This window comes from Oscillibacter sp., assembly GCF_031978065.1.
Lineage (GTDB): Bacteria > Bacillota > Clostridia > Oscillospirales > Oscillospiraceae > Oscillibacter.
The window spans coordinates 35698-56966 of record NZ_DALZCH010000003.1; the positions used below are offsets into that span (position 1 = coordinate 35698).

Genomic DNA, 21269 nt, shown 5'->3' on the forward strand with positions numbered 1-21269 from the left:
CGCGGCGCTACGCTTAAAGACAATGAAAATATTGGCGCGAGAACTTAAAAAATGACTGCTTTTGTGCAGAGGATAACCTTTGTTTTTTAGACAATATTAAACCGGAGCGTTTCTTTTGAAAAAACGCCGTCATTCATTGAAGATTACGATACAAGGAGAACGGGCTATGAAAAAAGGAACACAGGGAGTGCTGGTGTTGCTGCTGCTATGCCTTTTGGGAGGAACGGCCCAGGCGGCGGAGAGTGCGGGACCGGAGCGCATCATTCTCTCTTGGACGGGTGATCCGAAAACAACCATGACCGTCTCCTGGCAGGCGGAGGCGAACGGGCCGGACGGTTGGGTGGAGTATAGCACGAGCCCGTCCCTTTCGGACGCGAAGAAAATTTCTGCCACGGTCGCCAAGCTGACCTCCGGTATTGCGCTGGACGCGGCGGTGGAGCAGGCGGCGCTCACCGGTCTGACGCCCGGCACAGTCTATTATTACCGGGTTGGAAATGGAGGATCAAAAAGTGAGATCCGCCATTTTCAAACGGCGCAGAGCGAGGAACCGTCGTTCTCCTTCCTGTATATGGGGGATGTGCAGACCGGAACAGGGGACGACGGCAAGTGGAAAAGCCTACTGGAGACTGCGGCCCGAGACAATCCCGGCCTTGCCTTTGGCGTTTTGGGCGGCGACATCGTGGACAGCGGAATTTCCGCCGACCAGTGGAAACGGGTGCTGGGCAGCGCCACGGGCGTGTTTTCCCAAATTCCCATGATGACTACCAACGGCAATCATGAGAGCAATTTTCCTGGCGGAAAGCCCGAGCTGTATCTGGATTTGATGGCGCTTCCCCAAAACGGGCCAGAGGGCTTTTCTGAAGAATTTTACTCTTATGATTACGGAAACTGCCACATGCTGGTTTTGAACTCCTGGGTTTTTTCGGGGGAGCAGGGACTGAGCAGTGCGGACTATCAGCGGCTGAACCGTTGGATTGCAGACGACCTGCGTGCCAGCGATGCTGTGTGGAAAGTCGTTGTGATGCACCACCCGGTTTATTCTCTGGCCAGCGACAAGGTGGCCGCTGCGGTGAAACGGAGCTGGGAGCCGCTGTTTGAGGCAAACGGCGTGAGTCTGGTGCTTTGCGGACATCAGCATGTGTATTCCCGGTCCTATCCCATGGCGGACGGGCAGATTGACTTTACAGACGGTATCACCTATGTCATGGGCAATGCCAGCCAGAAGTTTTATTCCACCGCCGACGAGACGTATCAGGCGAAAACGGTTTACAACACCTCCACCTATCAGGTGGTTCGGGTTGACGGCAAGAACCTGACCGTTCAGTCCTATGACGGAGCGGGAAATCTTCTGGACTTTACCGCCCTCCTGCCAAAAGAGGGGCAAAAAACGTTTTCCGATGTGCCGGGGGAGGCGTGGTATGCTCAGGCGGTATCCGCCGCCGTGTCCGGAGGTCTGCTGGACGAAACGGGGACGGAGACGTTCTCTCCCACGGCCTCCGCTACCCGGGTGATGGCGGTTTCGGCCCTGTACCGTCTGGCGGGCAGTCCCGCCGTGACGGAGATGGCTCCGTTCTCCGATGTACCCTCCTCCGCCGCTTACGCAAACGCGGCCGCGTGGGCGCAGCAAACCGGCGTCAGCGCCGGCACGAAGGCGGGAACTTTCCAGCCTGAAAAGAGCGTTACAAGGCAGGAACTGGCCGTTTTGCTGGGGCGGTATGCGGAGAAAATCGGCGGTGAGGATACTGCAAAACCTGGTGCGCTTTCTGCGTTTTCCGATGGAGAAACCGTTTCCTCCTATGCCCGTTCGGATGTTGCATGGGCGGTAAGCAACGGGCTGATTTGTGGAACCAAGGATGGACGCCTGCTGCCCGGAGCGGTACTCACCAGGGCGCAGATGGCGGTTATCTTGACACGCTTTGCGGAAGGAGAAACGGGCAGTTGAAAGTGAATTTAAAAAAAGGGGCGGCCCGCGCGCTTTTTTTGGCGCTGGCTGTCTGCCTGCTGAGCGTCTTTGCCGGGGCAAAGACGATTTCCTCGGAGAGAGGGAATAACATTTTCTTTTACGCAACAAATGCCTCCGGGAAAAGCGTCCTGCTGAAGGTGCTGCCCCTGGCGGACCTGAAGGCGCTTACCCATGGCACAGAGGAGGGAACGAATTACTACATTTCCTCCACCGACAACTATCCTACCACCCAGTACTGTGAGGCACGGGGGTTCACCATCCCGGAGCTGGTGGACTGCGTAAAGGAGAAAACAGGGGTTTCCGGGGCGGGGGAGATAAGTTTCTCCGGGACGGATAAAATTCAGCTTATGGCAACCGACAGCTACGGAAATTACAGCCGCGTCTGGACTTATGACCAGCTCTATGGCGTTAAGCGGTATTATTTCGAGGGCCTATACGACAGGGAGCAAGGCTGGAATACCGGCTGGGAGGTGGGCGGCGAAGACAACAGCAAGTTTGGTATTGACCTGCCTACCTATCAGAAAGACTACCAGAGCAAGGACCCCTACTACGCGGACAAGCGGGCGGCGTTTGACACGGGCCGGGAAACCACGGTGATTTTGGCAACCGAATCCCTCTCCGGGCGGACCACCACCGACACGCTGAATGCTTCCACGGAACTGGGGCTGGGAAGCTATATCGAGTCCAACAAAGGAAACGTGACAGGTTGTCTTGCCAAGCATTTGACGGACGACACGGCGCTGCGGCTCAGCCTGCCCATGACGGAGGCGGACCTGATGGCGGCCCACCGTACCGCCTACGACAATTTCAAATGGATTTACAATCTTCGGCTGGACATGACAAACGCCCCCGCCCTGCGGTCGGCGGGGACAGTGGCGGACCCTGTGGCCCGCTTTACCAAAAGCGCCGACGGAAAGACGCTGACCATCGCGCTTACCTGCGCCACGGTGGGAGCCACGATTTACTATTCCTATGACGGAGCGCCCCAGATTCCCTACACCGGCCCGGTGACTTACGATATCTCCGGTCGGAACCTGTCCGCAAGCCCCGTGACCATGTATGCCACGGCGGTAAAAGAGGGCTGGGACGACGGGGGCGTGATCTTTATGAAATATCCGGGACTGGCCCCCGCGTTTCAAGCGCTGTACAGCAGTATGGCAAATGAAAACGTGGTGTTTCAGGCCGCCACCGGCGTGTCTTCGACAGAGTGGACGGCATGGACCAGGGCCATGAACTTTGTCACCGTGAAAACGCCGGAGGTAAACGGCTATGTCACGGTCAGCCCGTCCAAGTACAAAGCGGGGGCGACTTCCTTCACCTTTGACAAAAGCCTGTTTGGAAAAACCGGGGCGTACAGCTTCATTTTCCACGCCACCAAGTACGCGGACAAGCAGGTTTCCCTCACCACCAAAAAAGCGGCCCCCGCAGTGAAAACGCAGGGAAGCTATGGATTGGGCAGCGCGATGACGCTGCGCTTTGACGATGCGGGATATCAGTCCGGACTGTCCGTATACATACTGGATTCCAACGGAACCCGGATTCTGATTCCCTCCTCCGGATTGGACCGCACCGTGGATGGACAGGTGACGGTCAAAGCGGAGTATTTTGCGCTGGTTTCCTGCCCGATTCAGGCGGCGGGGACCTATACGCTGGAGCTGGACAACAGTCTTTACGCGCCGGGGTCCCAGACAGTGAACGTCGTGGTGGCGGAGCTTATGGAGACAGGCTTTTCCGACGTGGCGGGGGACACGTGGTGCGCCGACGCGGTTATTTTTGCAGTGCAAAACGGCCTGTTCAATGGAACCGCTTCCGGAATTTTTTCTCCGAATGCCTCCATGACCCGTGGCATGTTTGTCACGGTTCTGGGGCGGCTGGACGGCGTGGCGGCAAATACCATTTCAGCCCCGGCTTATTCCGACGTGGCGCAGGATTCTGTCTATGCCCCCTATATCGCCTGGGCCGCGGAAAACGGGCTGGCGGCGGGCTATCGGGATGGCACGTTCCGACCCAACGCCTCCGTAACCCGAGAGCAGATTGCGGCGGTCCTGTACCGCTACGCGCAATTTAAAGGCGAAAAAACGAATAATACAGACTCTGCGGCGTTTAACGCCTTTTCCGATGGAGCGGCTGTTGGGTCCTATGCGCTGGATGCCATGCGCTGGGCGACGGCGGCAGACGTGGTCAACGGCGGCGGCGGGCGGCTGAACCCCAAGGGAACGGCGACCCGGGCGCAGGTGGCGCAAATGATGCTGAACTATCACACATATCGGGAGGGAGCGCGTACATGAAACGAAAGCTTTTAGGCGTTTTGCTGGCGCTGGCACTGGTGACGGGGCTGGCCCCGGCGGCGCAGGCAAAAACGGTGCCGGCGGGACAGACCGTGGGTACGGTGCTGTTCTATGTGACCGACAAGGCGGGAGAGCGGGTGCTGGTGTCTCAGGTTCCCGTGTCCGAAATGGTATCGGACCTGAAAGCGGGAAAAGTTGACAATACGCTGCACAACTATTCCATTCTGGACAGGTATGTGACCACCGTGCATCAGGAGGCGAAGGGATTTACCATTCCCGAGTTTGTCACCTACGCAAAAGGAAAATCCGCGCAGGCGGCCCTGCGGGCGGTGGAGCTGACCTTTGCGGGGCAGGACGCCATCCGCCTGTGGGAAATTGACCAGACCGGCTTTGACGATTTAGACACCTATACCTGCGACGAGCTGTACGGCGTGGCGCGCTACAATTATCCGCTGCTGTACAAGTACTGGGACTATCGGACGCAGGGGTATGCCGACCCGGACGGAAAGCTCACCCGCGATCAGGCGGTTGAAGAAATTCTCAAATCCGCCGAGCCGGAGGTGCCGCTTTTGTCCGTGCTTGCCTTCTCCCAGCGGTACATGATTACCGATGGAAAGTATGGCACCGGGGACTACAACATGGAGAATTTATGGTATACCTCCGGGCTGATGGACAGCGAGCGTACCCCTCGCTTTATGAAGCCCATGACAAAGGAAGACCTGACAGGGAAGGCCTCCACCGCCGCAGACAGCCGCTATTGGGTGGCAACCCTTTTGCTGAATATGAAGGATGCGCCGGAGGTGACGGCGCTGGGTGTAGTGGGCATTCCCTCCGCCGTGATGACGGAGGACGGAGCCAATTACTATGTGCGCTTTTCCTGCCCAACACAGGGCGCGGCAATTTATTACAATCACAATTTCATCAGCCCCAGCTATACACCTACCAGCCGGTATACGGGAGACGCGGTGGTGATTCCCAAGACCAATTTCCCCGGCGGAACCGTGACCATGACGTGCCGTGCGGTGAAGGACGGCTGGACCGACGCGGGCGTTCAAACACTGACGCTGACTTCCTCCGGTGCGGAAAAGGGCTGGGTCAGCCCGTATACGGATGTGACGGCCGGGGTGTGGAGCTATGATGCCGTGGGGTATGTCACCCGAAACGGAATCATGGGCGGCACGGCAAAAACCGCCTTTTCCCCCAACGCGCCCATGACCCGGGCCGCGCTGGCCATGGCGCTGTACCATATGGCGGGCAGTCCCAAGGTCTCGTCCGGTACGGGCTTTGCAGACGTGCCCTCCGGTGCGTCTTATGCTTCGGCGGTGGCGTGGGCCAGTCAAAGCGGCGTGGTGAACGGAACCGCGTCGGGCGGCTTTTCTCCAGAGGCCGGGATTACCCGCGAACAGCTTGCCGCCATGTTTTACCGGTACGCTAAAAACGTGGCGAAGACCGATTTGACGGTGTCGAGGGACTTGAGCGTCTATACCGACTACGCCGACGCGGGAAGCTGGGCAAAAGAGGGCTTGTCTTGGGCGGTGGGGGCTGGTCTGGTCAACGGAACCAGCGCCACGGAGCTGTCCCCCAAAGGGCCGGCCACGCGGGCACAGACCGCCGCCATGCTCCAACGGCTGGGACTGTTTGTGGGATGAAACGCGGCCCGATGGGCGAAACGGCAGGAAGCGGGAAAGGGTGACTTATGTGAAGAAAGCAGGAAAGCGGGCGGCGATGCTGGGCCTTGCCCTGTGGGTGCTGCTGCTGTGCGGCTGCGGGGGAACGGTAAAAGTGCGGGCAGACCTCTCGGACTATGGGGAAAGCCCCATTACAATTAAAGGACTAAAGGACGAGGACTTTACCGTCACGCCCAACGAGCTTGCGAAGCTGGACTGTGTAAAGCGCACGGCCACGGGCGCCACGGCGAAGGCCGGAACGGTCAACGCGGTGGGGCCGCTGCTGAACACGTTTTTGGCGCAGTATGAGACGGAGATGTCGGACTTTCAGAAAATCCGGTTTCTTTGCAGCGACGGATACAAAACCGTTTTAAAGGAGGAGTACCTCACCGACTATGAGGTGGTGCTGCAACTGGCGGAGGGAGACGCGCCCCTGTCGGAAAAGCAGCGGCCCTTGCGGATTCTCATTCCGGAGGCGGAATCCTCTTACTGGGCCTACGCGGTGACCTCTATTGAGTTTGTAAGATGAAAAGAATGACACGAAGACGCATAGCCGTCGTTCTTTTGGCGGTGGTAATTTTGCTGTGCGCCTCCGGCTGCGGCGAAAATCCTGTGCAGGAAAAGCAGCCTGTGGAGACCTGGTCCTTTACGGATTCCTGCGGTCGTGAGGTGGAGCTTCCAAGAGAGGTTAAAACCGTGGCCCCTTCCGGGCCGCTGGCGCAAATCTTTCTCTATACGCTGTGTCCCGACCAACTGGCCGGCCTTTCCACACCACTGACAAAGAAGCAAAAGGAATATTTCCCTGAAAAATACTGGGACCTTCCCGTGTTCGGCCAGTTTTACGGCGGGGGTGGAACGATCAGCTATGAATCCGTAATCGCCGCCGCGCCGGATGTGATTATAGACATGGGAGAGGAAAAATCCGGCATCGCCGCCGACATGGACGCGATCCAGAAGCAGACCGGCATTCCCACTGTTTTTATCAAAGCCCCGCTGGAAGAGTCTGCACGGGCGTATGACACGCTGGGAGAGATTACGGGGGAAAAGGAGCAGGCGCAGGCGCTGTCGGATTACGTCCGGCAGACGCTTGACGACGCGAAAGCCTTTGGCGCGCAGATTCCCGAATCTGAGAGAACGGCGGTGCTGTTCTCTCAGGGGGAATACGGCACGGAGGTAAACGGCAATGGCAGTCTCCACGCGCAGGTGCTGGACTGGGCCGCCGCCCGGAATGTGGCGGAGCTGAGAGAAAACTCCGACAGGGGCGGAGACGAGGTGAGCATGGAGCAGATTTTGCTCTGGAACCCGGAGGCGGTGGTTCTGGCACCCGATAGCTGCTACGACGACATTTGGGAGGACCCTCTGTGGGTCAACGTCCGGGCGGTAAAAACCGGAGCGGTGTACGAGGTGCCGGACGCGCCCTATAACTGGCTGGACAGGCCCCCCTCCGTCCAGCGGATTCTGGGCATTCGCTGGTTGGGAAACCTTCTGTATCCGCAAGTTTTTCAGTATGACATGGTAGAGGAAACGCAGACCTTTTACAAGCTGTTTTACCACTATGACCTGACGCAGGCGCAGGCAAAGGCCCTTCTGGCCCATTCCACGGAAAAGATGGAGGAAAGCGCATGACAGAGCATTCCGAAAAGCCAGATCTTTTGGAGATATCCCTCCGGTTGCGGCGGCGGGGCAGGGGAAGTCTTGTGCTGCTGGCGGCGGGACTGGCGGCGGTGTTTCTGGTGTCCTTTTCTCTTGGGAAATACCCCGCTTCGATGGAAGATGTGGTGAAAATCCTGCTCTCCCGTGTTCTGCCCATTACCCAGAGCTGGAGCAATGAAACGGCGGGCGTGGTGCTGCGGCTGCGGCTGCCGAGGATTCTGCTGGGCTGTCTGGTAGGCGGCGGACTGTCCGCCGCCGGGGCCGCCTATCAGAGCGCGTTTCAAAATGCCATGGCGTCCCCCGATTTGCTGGGGGCCACCGCGGGGTCCGCTTTCGGCGCTGCGCTGGCAATTCTTCTGGGCGGCTCCTCCGGAATGATCACCGCTTCGGCGTTTGCATTCGGACTTCTGACGGTGGGGCTGACATGCCTTGTGGGCAGCCGGGCGCAGGGAAACCGGGTGGTGAACTTTATTCTGGCGGGAATTATGATGACCTCTCTGTTCACGGCGGGAACCTCGTACATCAAGCTGATCGCTGACCCCACGGACCAGCTTCCTGCCATTACATACTGGCTGATGGGCAGCCTGAACAGCACGCGGCTGCATGATCTGGCGTTTGCCGCTGTGCCTATGTCGGTGGGAATCCTGACATTGCTGCTGCTGCGCTGGCGGATGAACCTTTTGACGCTGGGGGACGATGCGGCCCGGTCCATGGGCGTGAATGCCGACGCACTGCGCCTTGGCGTAACCATCAGCGCCACGCTGATTACCGCTTCCGCCGTTTCGGTCAGCGGGATGATCGGCTGGGTGGGGCTGGTAATCCCCCATCTTTGCCGCCGTTTGGTGGGAGCCGACAACCGGTATCTGCTTCCGGCCTCGGTGCTGCTGGGAGCGGCCTTTCTGGTGCTGGTGGATGACGCGGCCCGGTGCCTGTCTACCTCGGAAATCCCCATTGGAATCCTGACGGCGGTGATCGGCGCGCCGTTTTTCCTCTATCTGATTCTTCGGAAGGAGGAGGCCTTATGCTGCTGAGCATTCAAAAGCTCTCCTGCTCCTACGGGGCCAATCCGGTGCTGCGGGAGGTTTCCTTTGATGCGGAGGGGGGGCGGACTGTGGCGGTGCTGGGAGCCAACGGCGCGGGAAAGACCACGCTGTTTCGCTGTATTCTGGGGCTGGTGAAGGGGTATGAGGGCAGTATCCTGCTAGAGGGCGCGGAAGCGCGCACCCTGCCGCCCCGGCGCCTTTCGGAGCTGGCGGCGTATATTCCCCAGTCGGGGGCGGCACTGCCCGGCTATTCCGTGCTCAGCATGGTGGAGACGGGCACTGCCCGGCAGCTCTCGCTCTTTTCTTCGCCGGGAGCGGCGCAGAGGAAGGCGGCATGGGCGGCGCTGGAGCAGGTGGGAATGGAGGGTTTTGCCGCACGGCGGTTTGACCGGCTCAGCGGAGGGGAACAGCAGATGGTGCTGATTGCCCGGGCCTTGGCGCAGCGGTCCCGGATTTTGTTGATGGACGAACCCTCCGCCCATCTGGACTTCGGAAACAATCTCCGGGTGCTGGAGCGGCTGCGCCGTCTGGCGGGAGAGGGGTATCTAATTCTCTTTTCCACCCACGATCCCCAGATGGCCTTACAGCACGCGCAGGCGGTTTTGGCGCTGTGCGACGGAACCGTGGCGGCCTATGGCCCGCCCGAGGAGGTGTTGGACGTGGCATTGCTCCGCCGCCTGTACGGCGTGGAGGTGCGGCTGCTTGATACGGACGCGGGACGGTTTGTGATTCCGTGGCGGGAGGAGAGAACATGATGCAGGACTGGCTGCCGGAGACCATTGCCTTTTACCGTACCGCCGCCGCCCACAGCGACTATTACCGGATTCTGGCGGAGCGGGTTGCGGCCTACCTTCCGCCAAACGCCCATGTGTGCGACGCGGGCTGCGGACTAGGGGAGCTGAGTCTGGCGCTTTTGCCCTTCTGCGGGCGGGTGACCGCCATCGACCGGGCCGCCCCGCCCATTGAAGACCTGCGCCGCCGGGCGGTGGGACTTTCCAGAATGGAGATTCTCCAAGGAGATATTTTTGAAAACCGGCCGCCAAAGCCCTATGACGCCATGGTGTTCTGCCTGTTCGGCGGCATGGAGGAGACGCTTCAAATCGCGGCGGAGCAGTGCGCAGGCCCAGTGATTCTGATTAAACGGGCCAGCACCGTCCATCGGTTCGGCACCAGCGGGTCGAAGCTGGAGCACTTTACACCCGAGGCGGCGGAGGAACGCCTGCACCGTTTGAAGATTCCGTGCCAGACGGAGCGCTTTGCGCTGGAGCTAGGGCAGCCTTTCCGCTCGCTGGCGGAGGCGGATCAATTTTTCCAGCTCTATAACCGGGGGAGAGACATCCCCCCGGAGGAGGTGCGAGGCAGGCTTCAAGTCTCGGCCCTGCCGGGTTTTCCCTACTATCTTCCAAACCGCAAGCAGTTGGGGCTGATCGTGTTTTCGGCCTCGGATGTCCGGCGGGCGAAAAAGCGTGGCGGGGGAGATGCCTGACGATTTGATTCGCGCAAAGGTGGGAACGGGTGTACACCTCTTTATTCAGGACTGTGCGGCCCAGTGAAAGATCATAGAAAAAAGGAGTTACGAGCGATGGATCAGGAGAGTATCCGCTGCCGGGAGCAGATGCACGGCATTGTTCGCGCTGTGGGAACGGCGGTCATCGGAAAGGAGCGGGAAATCGCTCTGGTGTTGCTGGCGCTGATTGGCGGGGGCCATGTGCTGCTTGAGGACGTGCCCGGTGTGGGCAAAACGGGGTTGGTATCCGCACTGTCACGGGCGGTTTCCTGCGATTTCAAGCGCATCCAGTTTACCCCGGACATTATGCCCTCGGACATCACGGGCTTTTCCGTGTACAATCAAAAGACGGGGGAATTTGAGTTCCGTCCCGGCGCGGCCATAAGCAATTTCGTTCTGGCGGACGAGATTAACCGGGCATCGGCAAAAGCGCAGGCCAGTCTGCTGGAGGTGATGGAGGAAAAGCAGGTCACGATTGACGGAGAAACTCATATCCTGCCGGAGCCGTTTATGGTGCTGGCTACACAGAACCCTCTGGACAATCTGGGAACGTACCCCCTGCCGGAGGCGCAGATAGACCGATTTCAGATGAAGCTCTCTCTGGGCTACCCCAGCTACGAGCAGGAGCGGCGCATCATGGCCATGACGGAGGAGGAAAAGGCGGAGGTTCCCGCCGTAGCCGACGGGGCTGACATTCTGGCTGTTCGGAAGGCTTCCGCCGGGGTCCGGGTGGACGACTCTTTGCAAAATTATATTGCCGATTTAGTCACCGCCACTCGGAATCACCGCTGCGTGGCGCTGGGTGTCAGCCCCCGAGGCTCCATCGCACTGTACCGGCTAAGCCGGGCCCGTGCCCTTTACGAGGGGCGGGACTATGTTCTGCCCGACGACGTAAAGTTTCTCGCGCCTTTCGTGCTGGCTCACCGGCTGATTTTGCGCCCGGAGACCAAGCTGGACGGCGTGACGGCGCAGACGGTAATCCAAGAGATTTTGGACGCGACACCCATTCCATTTCCAAGCGGAGAGCGGAACGGCAGGAGACAGGTGAAATGACGGCGGCGCGAAAGGCCCTTCCAGCGGGCGTGCTGCTGCTTTGTGCCGTCGTTGCGGCAATCATCAACACGGCGGCGGTCTACGTCCCCATTGTGTTTATACTGCTGCTGGGCCTGACGTCAATTTTCTATACGCTTCTCTCTGCCTGCTTTCTCCTTGTCCAGGCAGAGACCGAGGAGCAGGGGCGCTTCGAGCGAGGGACCGGCTCCCTTTGCCATGTAACGGTTTCCAACCGGGGAATATTCGTGCTTCCTTGCGTGGTGCTGTCTTTATGCGTGGAGAGTACGCAGGGCTTTGCTCCGCTGACCACAGAACACCTGATGCTGCTGCGTCCCCGGCAAACGCTGACGCTGAACCTGCCGGTTTCCTTCCCTCACATCGGGCGCTACCGGGTTCTTATCAGTGAGGCCCGGGTTTACGGATTGCTGGGCGTGTTTTCTCTTCGCCGCAGGCCCGGCTGGAGCGTGCCCGTACAGGTGACGCCCAAGCGGTTTCGGCTGGCGGGGCTGCGGCTTGACACGGCACAGCCTCTCTTCGCCGTGGATTTTACCGCGCCCCATAAAATTGACGGAGGCGAGTATTCCGACGTGCGGCAATACGCTCCCGGCGACCCCATCAAAACCATCCACTGGAAGCTCTCGGCCCATGCCTCTGGCTATGTGACCCGGCTGTTTCAGACCGACGCGGTTAGCGGCGTGTCGATCTATCTGGATGTCCGCCTGCCGCCCCGCCTGACGGGCGAGGAAGCGGCGCAGGCCAACGACTGTCTGGCGGAAAGTGCCTATGCCGCGGCCCTCCGGGCCATGGAACTGCGATACGGTGTGGAATTGGTCTATGCCCGGGCCGAGGTCCCTACGGTAATTCGGCCCGATGGGCCGGGGGAGTTGCTTGCCGCCGTCTGCGGACTGCCCCCGGTTTCGGCCCGGGAGCGGTATCCGCTGGAGCTGCTGGTAGAAGAACATTCCGGGCGGGGAACGTCTTTTGACAATCTCATCATTCTCACGGCCTCCGTCAGCGACCGTCTGGTGGCGCTACTGACGGAATGCGCCCAGCGGGGAAAGTATCCCGTGGTGCTCCATGTCCGGGGGAAAGACCAGCCGCTTTCCGGCGGCGAGGCATTCAGGGAAGAGTTGAAGAGCCGGGGAATTGGGTATTACGCCGTGGACTCTGCCGGAGATCTGGCTTGTGTGTTGGAGGAGCGTCTGTGAAGCTGATATTCCGCGCGTTTAGGGGCCTGCTCTGCCTGCTTGCCGGTATGCTGATCTCGCTGATGGAGCTGCGCTTTTTTGGGGATGCCAAGGTAAATTCTCTGGTGTTTCTGTTCATTTCAATGGTGACGGTGCCTGCCGTCTTCTGGTATTTTCGCCTTGAATACGGCGTGACCGCTCCGCTTTTGTACACAGTTTTTCTGGCATTTTTACTGGAGGTGCTGGGAATATCGGTGGATGCAGGCGTACTGCTGGCCTGCCTGCTGATACTGGCTGTGCTATATATGCAGTCCCGTATGGCCGCGATTGAGGCCCGGCCCCACGTCGGCGCTCCGTCCCACGGGTCTGCGCTTGTGACCGTTTTGCTGTGCGCCGTTCTTGCGGCGGGCGCTACCTTTGGAATTTATCGGCAGGTGCTGCTGCCTATACTCCCGGAAGGGGAACGGGTTCCCCTGATGGAGCGCCTTGGAGACACGCCCGAAAAAAAGCCGGAATGGGAAGCAGCTCAAAGCGGCGCGGAACAAAGCAGCCCGTCCGCGCCCAGCTTAGACCGAAATGCCGCCCTTGCGGAAAGCGCCAAGGGGACAACGAAAGCCCCAGCGCTGGAGCCGCCCGCTTCACCGTTTCCGCTGGGACGCGCTGTGCTGATTGCCGCAGTGGCCGGAGTCTGCGTCGTTCTGGCACTTGCCTCGCTGGGGGAACTTCGCTATCGCCTGTGGCTGCGAAGGATGCTTGCCTCACCGCCGGAAGAGCAGGTTGACGCGGTTTACCGCTGTGTGACGCAGGCCATGGCGGTGTGCGGATATTCCCGAAAGCCCTCGGAAACGCCGCTGGAATATCTGGAAAAGGCGCGGGGAGACAACGCTCCGGTTTCGCTCCGGCAGCTAACTGCCGTCACGGAGGGCTTCCTGCGCGCCCGGTACGGCGGACAGGCGGTTTCACTTCAATGTAAAGAGGAATACCTTGCCACCTTCCGTGCCTTGCCGCAGCAGGTGAAGCACCGTCGGGGCCGCCGGTTTTACTATCTAAACTATCTTCGGGAAATGCGCCGCCCTTTTGTACCGGGTTTTGGGAAACGATTGAGCCGGCTGGCGGGCAAGGAAGGTAAGATGCCATGAAAAGGACAAAGAGAAACAGGCTGCTTCAAAGCCTGCCCGGCCTGCTGCTGGCGGCGGCGCTGCTGCTGGCTCTGCCGGGAACGGCCCGGGCGCTGGACGACGACGAATTTGGCGGCTATGCTTCGGATACGCTTTCCATTCAGGTGGGCTACCCCGGCGGGCCGTATTATGAAAAGCGGCTGTTTACCCTCTCGGAGTTGGAGCAGATGGACGTGGTGTACGCGGACTATACGTTTATCGACAATATGCCCTCCGTGGTGATCGACCATGTCAAAGGTGTGCGCCTTTCGGATATTATAGACGGAGCGGGCATTGATCTGGGGTCTGTCAAGATGTTCCACTTCTGGATTCGGGATAAAAAAGAGTCCTCTTACACCTCCTTTTCCAAGGCCAGCCTGATTGACCTTCCCCGGTACTGCTATTACAGTCTCCCGGATAACTTTGACTATGAAGAGGGTGTAGGCAATGAGTTTGCCACGTCCGACGCGCAGCCGGTGGACACGGTGATGGCGCTGGCGGACGACTGGAACCGGTGCATCGCCGGGGCCACCTTTGGCAGCGACTATTTAAACCTGAATTCCAACACCCGGTTTCGTCTGATTTTTGGACAGCGGGACGCGGAAACGCACACGGCGGTCAATTCTGCCAAGTGGGTTTACGCCATTGTGGCGGAGGTGACAGGTGAACCGGCCATCACGCTGGACCGCGCCACTGTGCGCATGTCCTCCGGTGGAATTGTGGCGCTTAGTGCCGTTGTGACGGCGGCGGACCCGCTGATCGCGGAGGAGGAGCCGGTAATCTGGAGCTCTGATAACCAGCGTGTGGCGACTGTGGACGAGCACGGCGCTGTCACCGCCCACGCCAAGGGGACTGCGGTTATCACGGCGGAATTTCACGGCGTTTCCGCCGCCGCCACTGTCACCGTCACGGCAGGAAGTACCAAAAACACTGCATCCGGAAGCGATAAACCGGGGACCGGGGGCGTTGCCGCTTCCGGAAAGGGCGATCTGGCGGAGACGGATGACCCGTCCGCCTCTGCCGGTACTTCGGAGGAGCGGACGGAGAGGTTGCCGAACGGTGAGCCGGACAAAAGCACTGATGAGGAGGATTTGTCTGGACAGACGGACGGTTCGCCGGAAGCTTCCAAGGAAACCGCGGGAGTTGAAGAAAAGACGTCGCCCCTGCGCTCCGTCATCGGCATGGCGGTGATCGGTCTGTTTGCGGGCGGAGCGCTGGTGATGTGGCTGCTGCTCCGCATCCGGGCGAAGAACCGGGCGGGAAAGTCCAAAGAGTAGCATTTAAGTAAGTGGTCGGCATTCTGGCACCGGGCAAAGCCCTGTCGGAAGGCGGGCGGAAGGAGAAGGTTTTATGGAAGAAAGATTCATTGCCACAATTATCAATCAGGAGGGTGGCCCCACCTTCCGCCTGGTGCTGCGGGGCCTGAAAATGGTCATGGTTGGGAACGGATGGGAGGCGGAGCTTTCCGGCGGCGAATTTGACGCCGCCCCCACAAAACGGGAGTTGGTGGAGCGTGTTTACGCCCTGTACGACTCCCCGGAGTGGGAGGTGGCCGACTGCATTGAAAGCGATCTGCAAATCTGGGAGCCGACTATTTGACAAGCGGAGGCGACGGACTGACAGAAATAAAGACCGGAGGGGAACGGAGAATGCATACGCTGGTGATTGGCAGCAACGAAACAAACCGGGCGGGGTTTATTGACCGCCTGCTGACAGCAGGCGGCCCACGTCTCAGGCTGTACGGCTATCGCAGTGTCAAGGAAGCGGCGGACGAGACGGGAAACGCACCGATCTATCTCTATCACGCGTCCGGGGAGCGTCGGCGGACACAGGATAATCTGCTGGGTTGGTGTCGGAACCGGCAGGCCACGGCAAATTTGGAGGCCTTTGAGCGCAACGCATTTTTAATTGAATCAGCGCGGTCAGACGGTCTGCTGGTCATGGATGAGATTGGTCCTATGGAGAGCCGTGCGCCCCGCTTCCGCGCTTCTGTGCTGGCTGCGATGGAGAGGGAAGCCCCCATTCTCGCCTCTGTGCGGGATATTGAGATTCCGTTTCTGGAAACGGTGCGGGCCCATCCCAATGCCCGTTGCTTTTATCTGACCTGCGAAAACGGAGAGGCGCTGTTTCCGCAGGTGCTGGCGCATCTACAAAAACAGCTTGACGGGGTGTGCTGATGTTTCTGGATTGGAATGCGCGCACGCTGCAATGGTACGCCGACGCGGAGGAATACACGGGCTTTTTCCGGGCACTCGCCGCCGAAATTGCTCCGTCCATAGCGGGAGCGCAAAGCCTGTGCGATCTGGGCTGCGGGCCGGCGCTGTTTGACTTTGAAATCGCGCCGCTTGTAAAGTCCGTGGAGTGCGCGGACATCAGCGAAGCCGCGCTGGCCTTTGTGGCGGAGCGGGCGCGGGTGCTGGGCCTGCACAATATATTCCCTGTTTTGGCCGACTGCGAGCATCTTTCGGGCCGTTGGGACGTGGCCTTTATGAGCTTTTTTGGAAGCCGCCATCTTGACCGATATCTGCCGCTGTGCAAAAAGCTGATTGCGGTGGTATCCCAAAGCTCCGATGCGGCGCTTTTTCCCGAAAAAGACAGGGGTTACGTCCGAAATACGGCGCAAAACACCGCAAAGTATTTGGATTCACGGGGAATTGCTTACAAGCTTGTGTGGAAGCGGCAGGAGTTTGGACAACCGTTTTTCTCTTTGGAAGAGGCCCGGGGTTATGTGAAACTATATGCGCCCGACACCTGCGCGGAGGAGGCGGAGCTTTTTTTAAAACAGAGAATTGTCAGAACGGAATCCACGGCATTTCCGTGGTATCTTCCCAGAAAAAAGACGGTGGGGATTTTTTTCATCAACGGAGGGCTAAAATGAAGCACATGTTTCTGACAGGTGAAATTCAAATCGGGAAAAGCACCGTGATCCGAAAAGTTCTGGCGGATTTAAACGTAAAATACGGGGGCTTCCGAACCTATTTCAGCCAAGACCGCACAGCCGCCGACAGGGGGCTGTATATCAGCAGGGCGGAAGCGAAGCCTCTCTATGACGAAGCGCACAGGGTTGCCCGGTTCAGTCCGGGAGAACAGGCACCGCAGGTTTTTACCGCTGGATTTGATACCCTTGGCGCGGATTATATCTTACATGCGAAAGACGACGCGGCGCTGCTTGTCATGGACGAGCTGGGAGACATGGAGCGGGACGCGGAGCGGTTTCAGATCGCCGTGCTGGCCGCGCTGGAAGGGGAAACGCCGATTTTAGGCGTAATAAAGCTTTCAGCGGGCGGCTGGGTGAATCAAATCCGCCGGCACCCGAACGTGGAGATGCTCAACGTCAACGCAGACAACCGGGACGCGCTGCCGGAGCGGCTGACCCGCGCGCTGCAAGAGCGCTTTCCGGCGCTGCGGTAGCTTTGCAAAAGCAGAATACAAGAGAACGTGGGGGAATTTCCGTGGAACAGAAAGCACTGTCCAGAAAAGAGGCGCTGGAAGCAATCAGGTCCTGCTGGACCCCGGCGCAAACACCTGAAACGGTTTCGATTGAGACTGCGCTCGGCCGCGTTCTGGCGGAGGACCTGTATGCCCGATACAGTCTGCCGGTTGTCCGTTCCTCGACAATGGACGGAATCGGCGTGGCCTCGGCGCTGTTTCGGAAGGGAGAGCCGGATACAGCCCATTGGCAGTGGGACCGGGACTATGTGAGGGCCGATACGGGGGATGACTTTGACGACCGCTTTGATGCGGTTATCCCAGTTGAGGCAGTGACGTTTCTGGAAGGCGGCGGGGTGGTGCTTGCGCCGGGTACCAAAGTCACGCCGGGTATGCATGTGCGGACCGCCGGAAGCTCTGTTGCGCGGGGAGACTTGCTGTTAAGGGTCGGGACCCGCCTGCGGCCCTTCGACCTTGCGGCGGCTGTGATGGGCGGACATACAAAGCTTGTGGTGGTAAGAAAGCCCGTGGTGGCGTTTCTCCCCACCGGCAGCGAGCTGATTCCCCCCGGCACCGAGCCCGCCCGTGGGGAAAATATTGACTCCAACAGCGTTCTGGCGCAGGCTATGCTGACGGAGATGGGAGCGCAGCCGCTTCTTTTTTCCATCACCTCCGACAATCCGGCGCTTCTTCGCACCGCGATTTACGCTGCGGCGGAGCGCGCGGATATCATCCTTTTGTGCGGAGGCTCCTCCAAGGGGGGAGAGGATTTTAACGCCGGGCTGGCAGGAGAGCTTGGAACGCTCCTGTTTCATTCCGTTGCCGCCGCGCCGGGGCGGCCCATGGCCGCCGCCATGCTGGACGGAAAGCCGCTGATCAATGTTTCCGGCCCGCCCCACGCGGCCTACTTTATCCTCGATTGGTGCGTATCAGAGTTGGTTTCCACGTTTCTGGGGATTGAACGGCCTTTGCGCAAAACGGTCCGGGCAAGACTTAAAAAGCCGCTTGAGGCAACGCCGGGAATGGAAATTCTGCGCCGCTTCGAGTTGCTTGAAACGGAGCGGGGGCTTGAGGCTGTTTCCATCAGCGGGCGGGGCGGACCCGTCTGCCCGGTGCTGACCGCCTCGGCCCAGTTTGTTACGGAAAGAGCGGGCTCTGGTCTGGAAGCCGGGGAGACCTTGGAACTTACGTATCTTCGATGACTGTGCCGGGGCAAGCGGACGATGCCGAGGGACAGGCGCAAAAAATGTTGCTTTCTGCAATTTTTGGCAAAAGAACTTGAAAAAACGTCGTCCGTTGGCTATAATGAACGCATCTGAATAAAAGGAGACGATGGGTATGCCATGGACGCCAAATTTATCTGTCGGTGTGGGTCAGATTGACGACCAGCACAAGCTCTGGTTTGAAAAAGCGGAAATGCTGTTTCAGGCCGGACGGGAGCACCGCACAAAGGAATATATCGGCGAGCTTCTGGAATTTCTGGATGCGTACACCAAGCAGCACTTCCGGGATGAGGAAACCTATATGCTCAGTATCCGCTACCCGGAATATGACGCGCAGAAGCAGGCGCACCAGTTATTTATCAGTCAGCTTTCCAAGCTGCGCAGCGACTATACCGCCTCAGGCGGGAATCTGTCGGTCATTTTGGGGGCCAATCAAATGGTGTTGGATTGGCTGACCAAGCACATCTCCACCATGGATAAGAAAATCGGGGTGTTCGCCCAAACCCTGAAATGAAGTCAAAAGAGCCATGCAGATACGTCTGCATGGCTCTTTTTCCATATTCTTCCGCAATGGGCTTTACAAAACCGGCGGACGTATTGATTTTAACGGAAAAAAATACGGCGACGCCACTTCACGGGGCGCTTTATGAAAGTCCTCGCGGGATTTAGAACATGGTGGTCAATTCCGTCAGAAATTCTTGTAAAAGGGCCGAGACGGTGTGGTTTTTGCGGGTTACATAGTAGTGAACCAGCGTGTTTCCCTCCCCCTCAAGAGGGAAGGAGGTGAAGGCATAATGCTGGGAATGCTTCCAGGGGGTGCAGCTAAGAAAAAAGTTGTCCGAATGGGCGGCGATATCCTGAAGGGTGGCGCTTTCATTGCAGGAAATCACAAGATTGGGCGGCTTTTCAAACAGGTGCGTCACGGATTCGGAGCGCTGGTCATAAAACACATCAAAGTTTTCCGTCTCTTCCGCAATTAGATACGGATAACGGGTAATCTGCTCCAGAGAGCGGGCCTCGGCGGCGGGATGGTCCTCGCGCATCACGGCGCTGATGACGCTCTCTCCCAGCTCCGTATAATTCAGGCTTTTGGCGCTGGCAATGCGGGGCATACGCCGCCGCTGGGACTTAGGGATAAACACAATTCCAAGGTCTGAGCGGCCATTTTCCACATCGTCCAGAACATCCGGAAACGAACGCTTCTCCAGCCGGATATAGGTGGGCGGAAAGTCCGGCTGAGTCAGAGTATCCTGCATGTGAATCATGGGTGTGGAGAGAAAATAGGCCCGCATGGAGGAAATGCGCAGATATTGCTTGCGGCCGCGGTGCCGGGCGGCATAGAGATTTTCGACAAAGCTCTTCCGCCCGATAATATCCTCCGCATAGTTGAGAAATTCCCGGCCCTCGTTGGTGACAAGCACGCCCTTTTTCGTCCGCTGGAAGATTTCGATACCCAGCTCCTCCTCCAACTGCTTGAGGGTGCTGCTCACGTTGCTCTGGTGCGTATAAAGCTGCTCCGCCGCTTTGTTGATGGAGGCACATTTGGCGACCGAGACGGCAAAAATAAGCTGTTGAAATGTCATAACCGGGCCTGCCCCTTTCCGCTGCGCACCGAGAAGCCGGGAAAGCCGCCCCTTTTGCTTCCGTGCAGCCGACCGTAATCCTGTGAAGAATGCATCGGGCGCGAGAGAAAAATGCATTCTTCGTGAGATTCCATGCCGGAAACCGCAGACTTTTAATTTGTTATTATACCTTTGCACGGCGAAAAATGCAAGGACAAGCAAAACAGACACCGTAAAAGAGCCGCCAACTATGTGGAATTCATATAATTACTGGTATGTTTGTCGCATAAGCCGGTTTACCCACGGCGTGCTATAATAAGCAATTAAATCGGTAAAGAATTTAGGGGATGAGGAGGAATACAATGTTGAAGTTTGCGATTATCGGCGCGGGTGCGGGTGGGCAGAGTATGGCGGCCATCCTGACGGACAAGGGATATGGCGTTCGGCTGTATGACATTGACAAGGAGAAAATCCGCCGCCTGCGGGAGCTGAAAACCATAAAGGTGACCGGCGTGATCCAGTGTGAGGCCGCGCCCGAGGTGATTACCGACAGCATGGAAGAGGTGATGGAAGGCGCGGATGTGGTGATGATTGTCTCCACCACCGACGCCCACAGAAGCATTGCCAACGCGTGCAAGCCTTATCTCAGGGACGGACAGATCGTGATGCTCAACCCCGGCCACTGCGGCGGCGCGCTGGAGCTTGCAAATATCCTGCGGGGCGAGGACGGCTGCGGCAAGGATTTGATCATTGCCGAGGCGGGCGATTTGATGTACGGCTGCCGCAGCTATGAGCTTGGCAATATTCTGCATACCGGGCTGAAGGTCAGTGTGTCGGTCGCCACTCTTCCCGCCGGGGACGTGGACCGACTGATGGAGGTGCTGGGGCCTGTGTTCCCCTGCCTGAAGCCTGCCGCCAATGTTCTTGAAACCGGCTTTCGTGCGGCGGGAGCCATGCTGCACCCCATTCCAAGTCTGATGAACGTCAACAAGATGGATTTGGGCGAGAGCTACGACTATTACATGGAGGGCATCACCCCCCACATCGCGGATATCATCACAGCGTGCGACAAGGAGCGGGTGGCGGTGTGCAAAGCCCTTGGGGTGGACGCGCTGGACCTCGGCGGCATGCTGACCAAGACCTACAAGCTGGAGCCAAAGGACAGCCTGTACGAGCTGATTCAAAGTATTGAATCCTACCGCGCACTGCGCAATCCCACCAATACAAGCCACCGCTTCATTGTGGAGGATACCATGTCCGGTCTTGTTCCGCTGGCCTCCGTGGGCCACGAGCTGGGCATTCCCACGCCGATGATGGACGCGTTCGTCAGCCTTGCGGGCGCCGTGTGCGGCAGGGACTTCTGGTCGGAGGGCCGCACGGCGGAAAAGCTGGGCTTTACCGGCAAGACGCCGGAGCAGATTCACGAAATGGTGCGCTGAGGCACAGAGGAAAAACAGTTTGAGCATGTCGGGCACGCTAACAGCCAGGAGTGCCCGGCACGGAAACCAAATCCGGCAATAACCGATGTTCGGTTTCA

General features: G+C 58.7%; 20 protein-coding genes. 19 read left to right on the plus strand and 1 reads right to left on the minus strand.

Annotation, left to right across the window (positions count from 1 at the left end; all coding sequences use genetic code 11):
• Positions 1-166: 166 nt before the first annotated feature.
• The 18 genes from RTK01_RS00890 to RTK01_RS00975 all read left to right on the plus strand — a co-directional run bounded on the left by RTK01_RS00890 (position 167) and on the right by RTK01_RS00975 (position 18684).
• On the plus strand, positions 167-1942 hold the full coding sequence (locus tag RTK01_RS00890; RefSeq protein WP_312279158.1) for an S-layer homology domain-containing protein: 1776 nt from the start codon (positions 167-169) through the stop codon (positions 1940-1942).
• A 2-nt stretch (positions 1943-1944) separates the two neighbouring features.
• Positions 1945-4251 carry an S-layer homology domain-containing protein gene (locus RTK01_RS00895; RefSeq protein ID WP_312279183.1) on the plus strand — a complete coding sequence of 769 codons (2307 nt, stop codon included), beginning with the start codon at positions 1945-1947 and terminating at the stop codon, positions 4249-4251.
• Positions 4248-5900 (plus strand): S-layer homology domain-containing protein, encoded by a 1653-nt coding sequence (locus RTK01_RS00900; RefSeq protein WP_312279159.1) that lies wholly within the window; start codon positions 4248-4250, stop codon positions 5898-5900. Before RTK01_RS00895 ends, RTK01_RS00900 begins: the two co-directional genes overlap by 4 nt.
• A 40-nt stretch (positions 5901-5940) precedes the next feature.
• A complete protein-coding gene (locus tag RTK01_RS00905) occupies positions 5941-6447 on the plus strand; it encodes a hypothetical protein (protein ID WP_312279160.1) in 507 nt (168 codons plus the stop codon).
• A 5-nt stretch (positions 6448-6452) separates the two neighbouring features.
• On the plus strand, positions 6453-7544 hold the full coding sequence (locus RTK01_RS00910) for an ABC transporter substrate-binding protein (RefSeq protein WP_312279161.1): 1092 nt from the start codon (positions 6453-6455) through the stop codon (positions 7542-7544).
• A 44-nt stretch (positions 7545-7588) separates the two neighbouring features.
• Entirely contained in the window at positions 7589-8602 is a 1014-nt protein-coding gene (locus tag RTK01_RS00915; RefSeq protein ID WP_397352078.1) for a FecCD family ABC transporter permease, read from the plus strand.
• A complete protein-coding gene (locus tag RTK01_RS00920) occupies positions 8593-9369 on the plus strand; it encodes an ABC transporter ATP-binding protein (RefSeq protein ID WP_312279163.1) in 777 nt (258 codons plus the stop codon). Before RTK01_RS00915 ends, RTK01_RS00920 begins: the two co-directional genes overlap by 10 nt.
• On the plus strand, positions 9366-10100 hold the full coding sequence (locus RTK01_RS00925) for a methyltransferase domain-containing protein (RefSeq protein WP_312279164.1): 735 nt from the start codon (positions 9366-9368) through the stop codon (positions 10098-10100). Before RTK01_RS00920 ends, RTK01_RS00925 begins: the two co-directional genes overlap by 4 nt.
• 96 nt (positions 10101-10196) lie before the next feature.
• Positions 10197-11174 (plus strand): MoxR family ATPase, encoded by a 978-nt coding sequence (locus tag RTK01_RS00930; RefSeq protein WP_312279165.1) that lies wholly within the window; start codon positions 10197-10199, stop codon positions 11172-11174.
• On the plus strand, positions 11171-12382 hold the full coding sequence (locus tag RTK01_RS00935) for a DUF58 domain-containing protein (RefSeq protein WP_312279166.1): 1212 nt from the start codon (positions 11171-11173) through the stop codon (positions 12380-12382). The genes RTK01_RS00930 and RTK01_RS00935 overlap by 4 nt, the downstream gene beginning before the upstream one ends.
• A complete protein-coding gene (locus RTK01_RS00940; RefSeq protein ID WP_312279167.1) occupies positions 12379-13500 on the plus strand; it encodes a DUF4129 domain-containing protein in 1122 nt (373 codons plus the stop codon). Before RTK01_RS00935 ends, RTK01_RS00940 begins: the two co-directional genes overlap by 4 nt.
• Positions 13497-14795, plus strand: a complete 1299-nt coding sequence (locus RTK01_RS00945; RefSeq protein ID WP_312279168.1) for an Ig-like domain-containing protein — start codon at positions 13497-13499, stop codon at positions 14793-14795. The genes RTK01_RS00940 and RTK01_RS00945 overlap by 4 nt, the downstream gene beginning before the upstream one ends.
• A gap of 73 nt (positions 14796-14868) precedes the next feature.
• Complete coding sequence (locus RTK01_RS00950; protein WP_312279169.1) at positions 14869-15117, plus strand: hypothetical protein; 249 nt, start codon at positions 14869-14871, stop codon at positions 15115-15117.
• A gap of 50 nt (positions 15118-15167) precedes the next feature.
• Positions 15168-15695, plus strand: a complete 528-nt coding sequence (locus tag RTK01_RS00955; RefSeq protein WP_312279170.1) for a nucleoside-triphosphatase — start codon at positions 15168-15170, stop codon at positions 15693-15695.
• The gene (locus RTK01_RS00960; RefSeq protein ID WP_312279171.1) at positions 15695-16396 is read left to right on the plus strand and encodes a class I SAM-dependent methyltransferase; all 702 of its coding nucleotides are present in this window, start codon (positions 15695-15697) and stop codon (positions 16394-16396) included. The genes RTK01_RS00955 and RTK01_RS00960 overlap by 1 nt, the downstream gene beginning before the upstream one ends.
• Positions 16393-16929 (plus strand): nucleoside-triphosphatase, encoded by a 537-nt coding sequence (locus tag RTK01_RS00965; RefSeq protein ID WP_312279172.1) that lies wholly within the window; start codon positions 16393-16395, stop codon positions 16927-16929. Before RTK01_RS00960 ends, RTK01_RS00965 begins: the two co-directional genes overlap by 4 nt.
• Before the next feature lie 41 nt (positions 16930-16970).
• Positions 16971-18149, plus strand: a complete 1179-nt coding sequence (locus tag RTK01_RS00970) for a molybdopterin molybdotransferase MoeA (protein WP_312279173.1) — start codon at positions 16971-16973, stop codon at positions 18147-18149.
• 136 nt (positions 18150-18285) lie between these two features.
• Positions 18286-18684, plus strand: a complete 399-nt coding sequence (locus RTK01_RS00975; protein WP_294853076.1) for a bacteriohemerythrin — start codon at positions 18286-18288, stop codon at positions 18682-18684.
• A gap of 151 nt (positions 18685-18835) precedes the next feature.
• Here the strand turns inward: RTK01_RS00975 and RTK01_RS00980 are convergent, their stop codons facing one another.
• Positions 18836-19753 (minus strand): LysR family transcriptional regulator, encoded by a 918-nt coding sequence (locus RTK01_RS00980; protein WP_312279174.1) that lies wholly within the window; start codon positions 19751-19753, stop codon positions 18836-18838.
• A 341-nt stretch (positions 19754-20094) separates the two neighbouring features.
• Here RTK01_RS00980 and RTK01_RS00985 point away from each other — a divergent pair, with 341 nt between their 5' ends.
• Positions 20095-21171 carry an NAD/NADP octopine/nopaline dehydrogenase family protein gene (locus tag RTK01_RS00985; RefSeq protein ID WP_312279175.1) on the plus strand — a complete coding sequence of 359 codons (1077 nt, stop codon included), beginning with the start codon at positions 20095-20097 and terminating at the stop codon, positions 21169-21171.
• Positions 21172-21269 lie beyond the last annotated feature (98 nt).

Excerpts from the sequence above, each read along its gene's own strand:
- RTK01_RS00955 (WP_312279170.1), top strand. The coding sequence starts at position 15,168 with ATGCATACGCTGGTGATTGGCAGCAACGAAACAAACCGGGCGGGGTTT.
- RTK01_RS00920 (WP_312279163.1), top strand. The coding sequence starts at position 8,593 with ATGCTGCTGAGCATTCAAAAGCTCTCCTGCTCCTACGGGGCCAATCCG.
- RTK01_RS00950 (WP_312279169.1), top strand. The coding sequence starts at position 14,869 with ATGGAAGAAAGATTCATTGCCACAATTATCAATCAGGAGGGTGGCCCC.
- RTK01_RS00925 (WP_312279164.1), top strand. The coding sequence starts at position 9,366 with ATGATGCAGGACTGGCTGCCGGAGACCATTGCCTTTTACCGTACCGCC.
- RTK01_RS00985 (WP_312279175.1), top strand. The coding sequence starts at position 20,095 with ATGTTGAAGTTTGCGATTATCGGCGCGGGTGCGGGTGGGCAGAGTATG.
- RTK01_RS00980 (WP_312279174.1), bottom strand. The coding sequence starts at position 19,753 with ATGACATTTCAACAGCTTATTTTTGCCGTCTCGGTCGCCAAATGTGCC.
- RTK01_RS00945 (WP_312279168.1), top strand. The coding sequence starts at position 13,497 with ATGAAAAGGACAAAGAGAAACAGGCTGCTTCAAAGCCTGCCCGGCCTG.
- RTK01_RS00960 (WP_312279171.1), top strand. The coding sequence starts at position 15,695 with ATGTTTCTGGATTGGAATGCGCGCACGCTGCAATGGTACGCCGACGCG.
- RTK01_RS00890 (WP_312279158.1), top strand. The coding sequence starts at position 167 with ATGAAAAAAGGAACACAGGGAGTGCTGGTGTTGCTGCTGCTATGCCTT.
- RTK01_RS00975 (WP_294853076.1), top strand. The coding sequence starts at position 18,286 with ATGCCATGGACGCCAAATTTATCTGTCGGTGTGGGTCAGATTGACGAC.
- RTK01_RS00910 (WP_312279161.1), top strand. The coding sequence starts at position 6,453 with ATGACACGAAGACGCATAGCCGTCGTTCTTTTGGCGGTGGTAATTTTG.
- RTK01_RS00965 (WP_312279172.1), top strand. The coding sequence starts at position 16,393 with ATGAAGCACATGTTTCTGACAGGTGAAATTCAAATCGGGAAAAGCACC.
- RTK01_RS00900 (WP_312279159.1), top strand. The coding sequence starts at position 4,248 with ATGAAACGAAAGCTTTTAGGCGTTTTGCTGGCGCTGGCACTGGTGACG.
- RTK01_RS00930 (WP_312279165.1), top strand. The coding sequence starts at position 10,197 with ATGGATCAGGAGAGTATCCGCTGCCGGGAGCAGATGCACGGCATTGTT.
- RTK01_RS00935 (WP_312279166.1), top strand. The coding sequence starts at position 11,171 with ATGACGGCGGCGCGAAAGGCCCTTCCAGCGGGCGTGCTGCTGCTTTGT.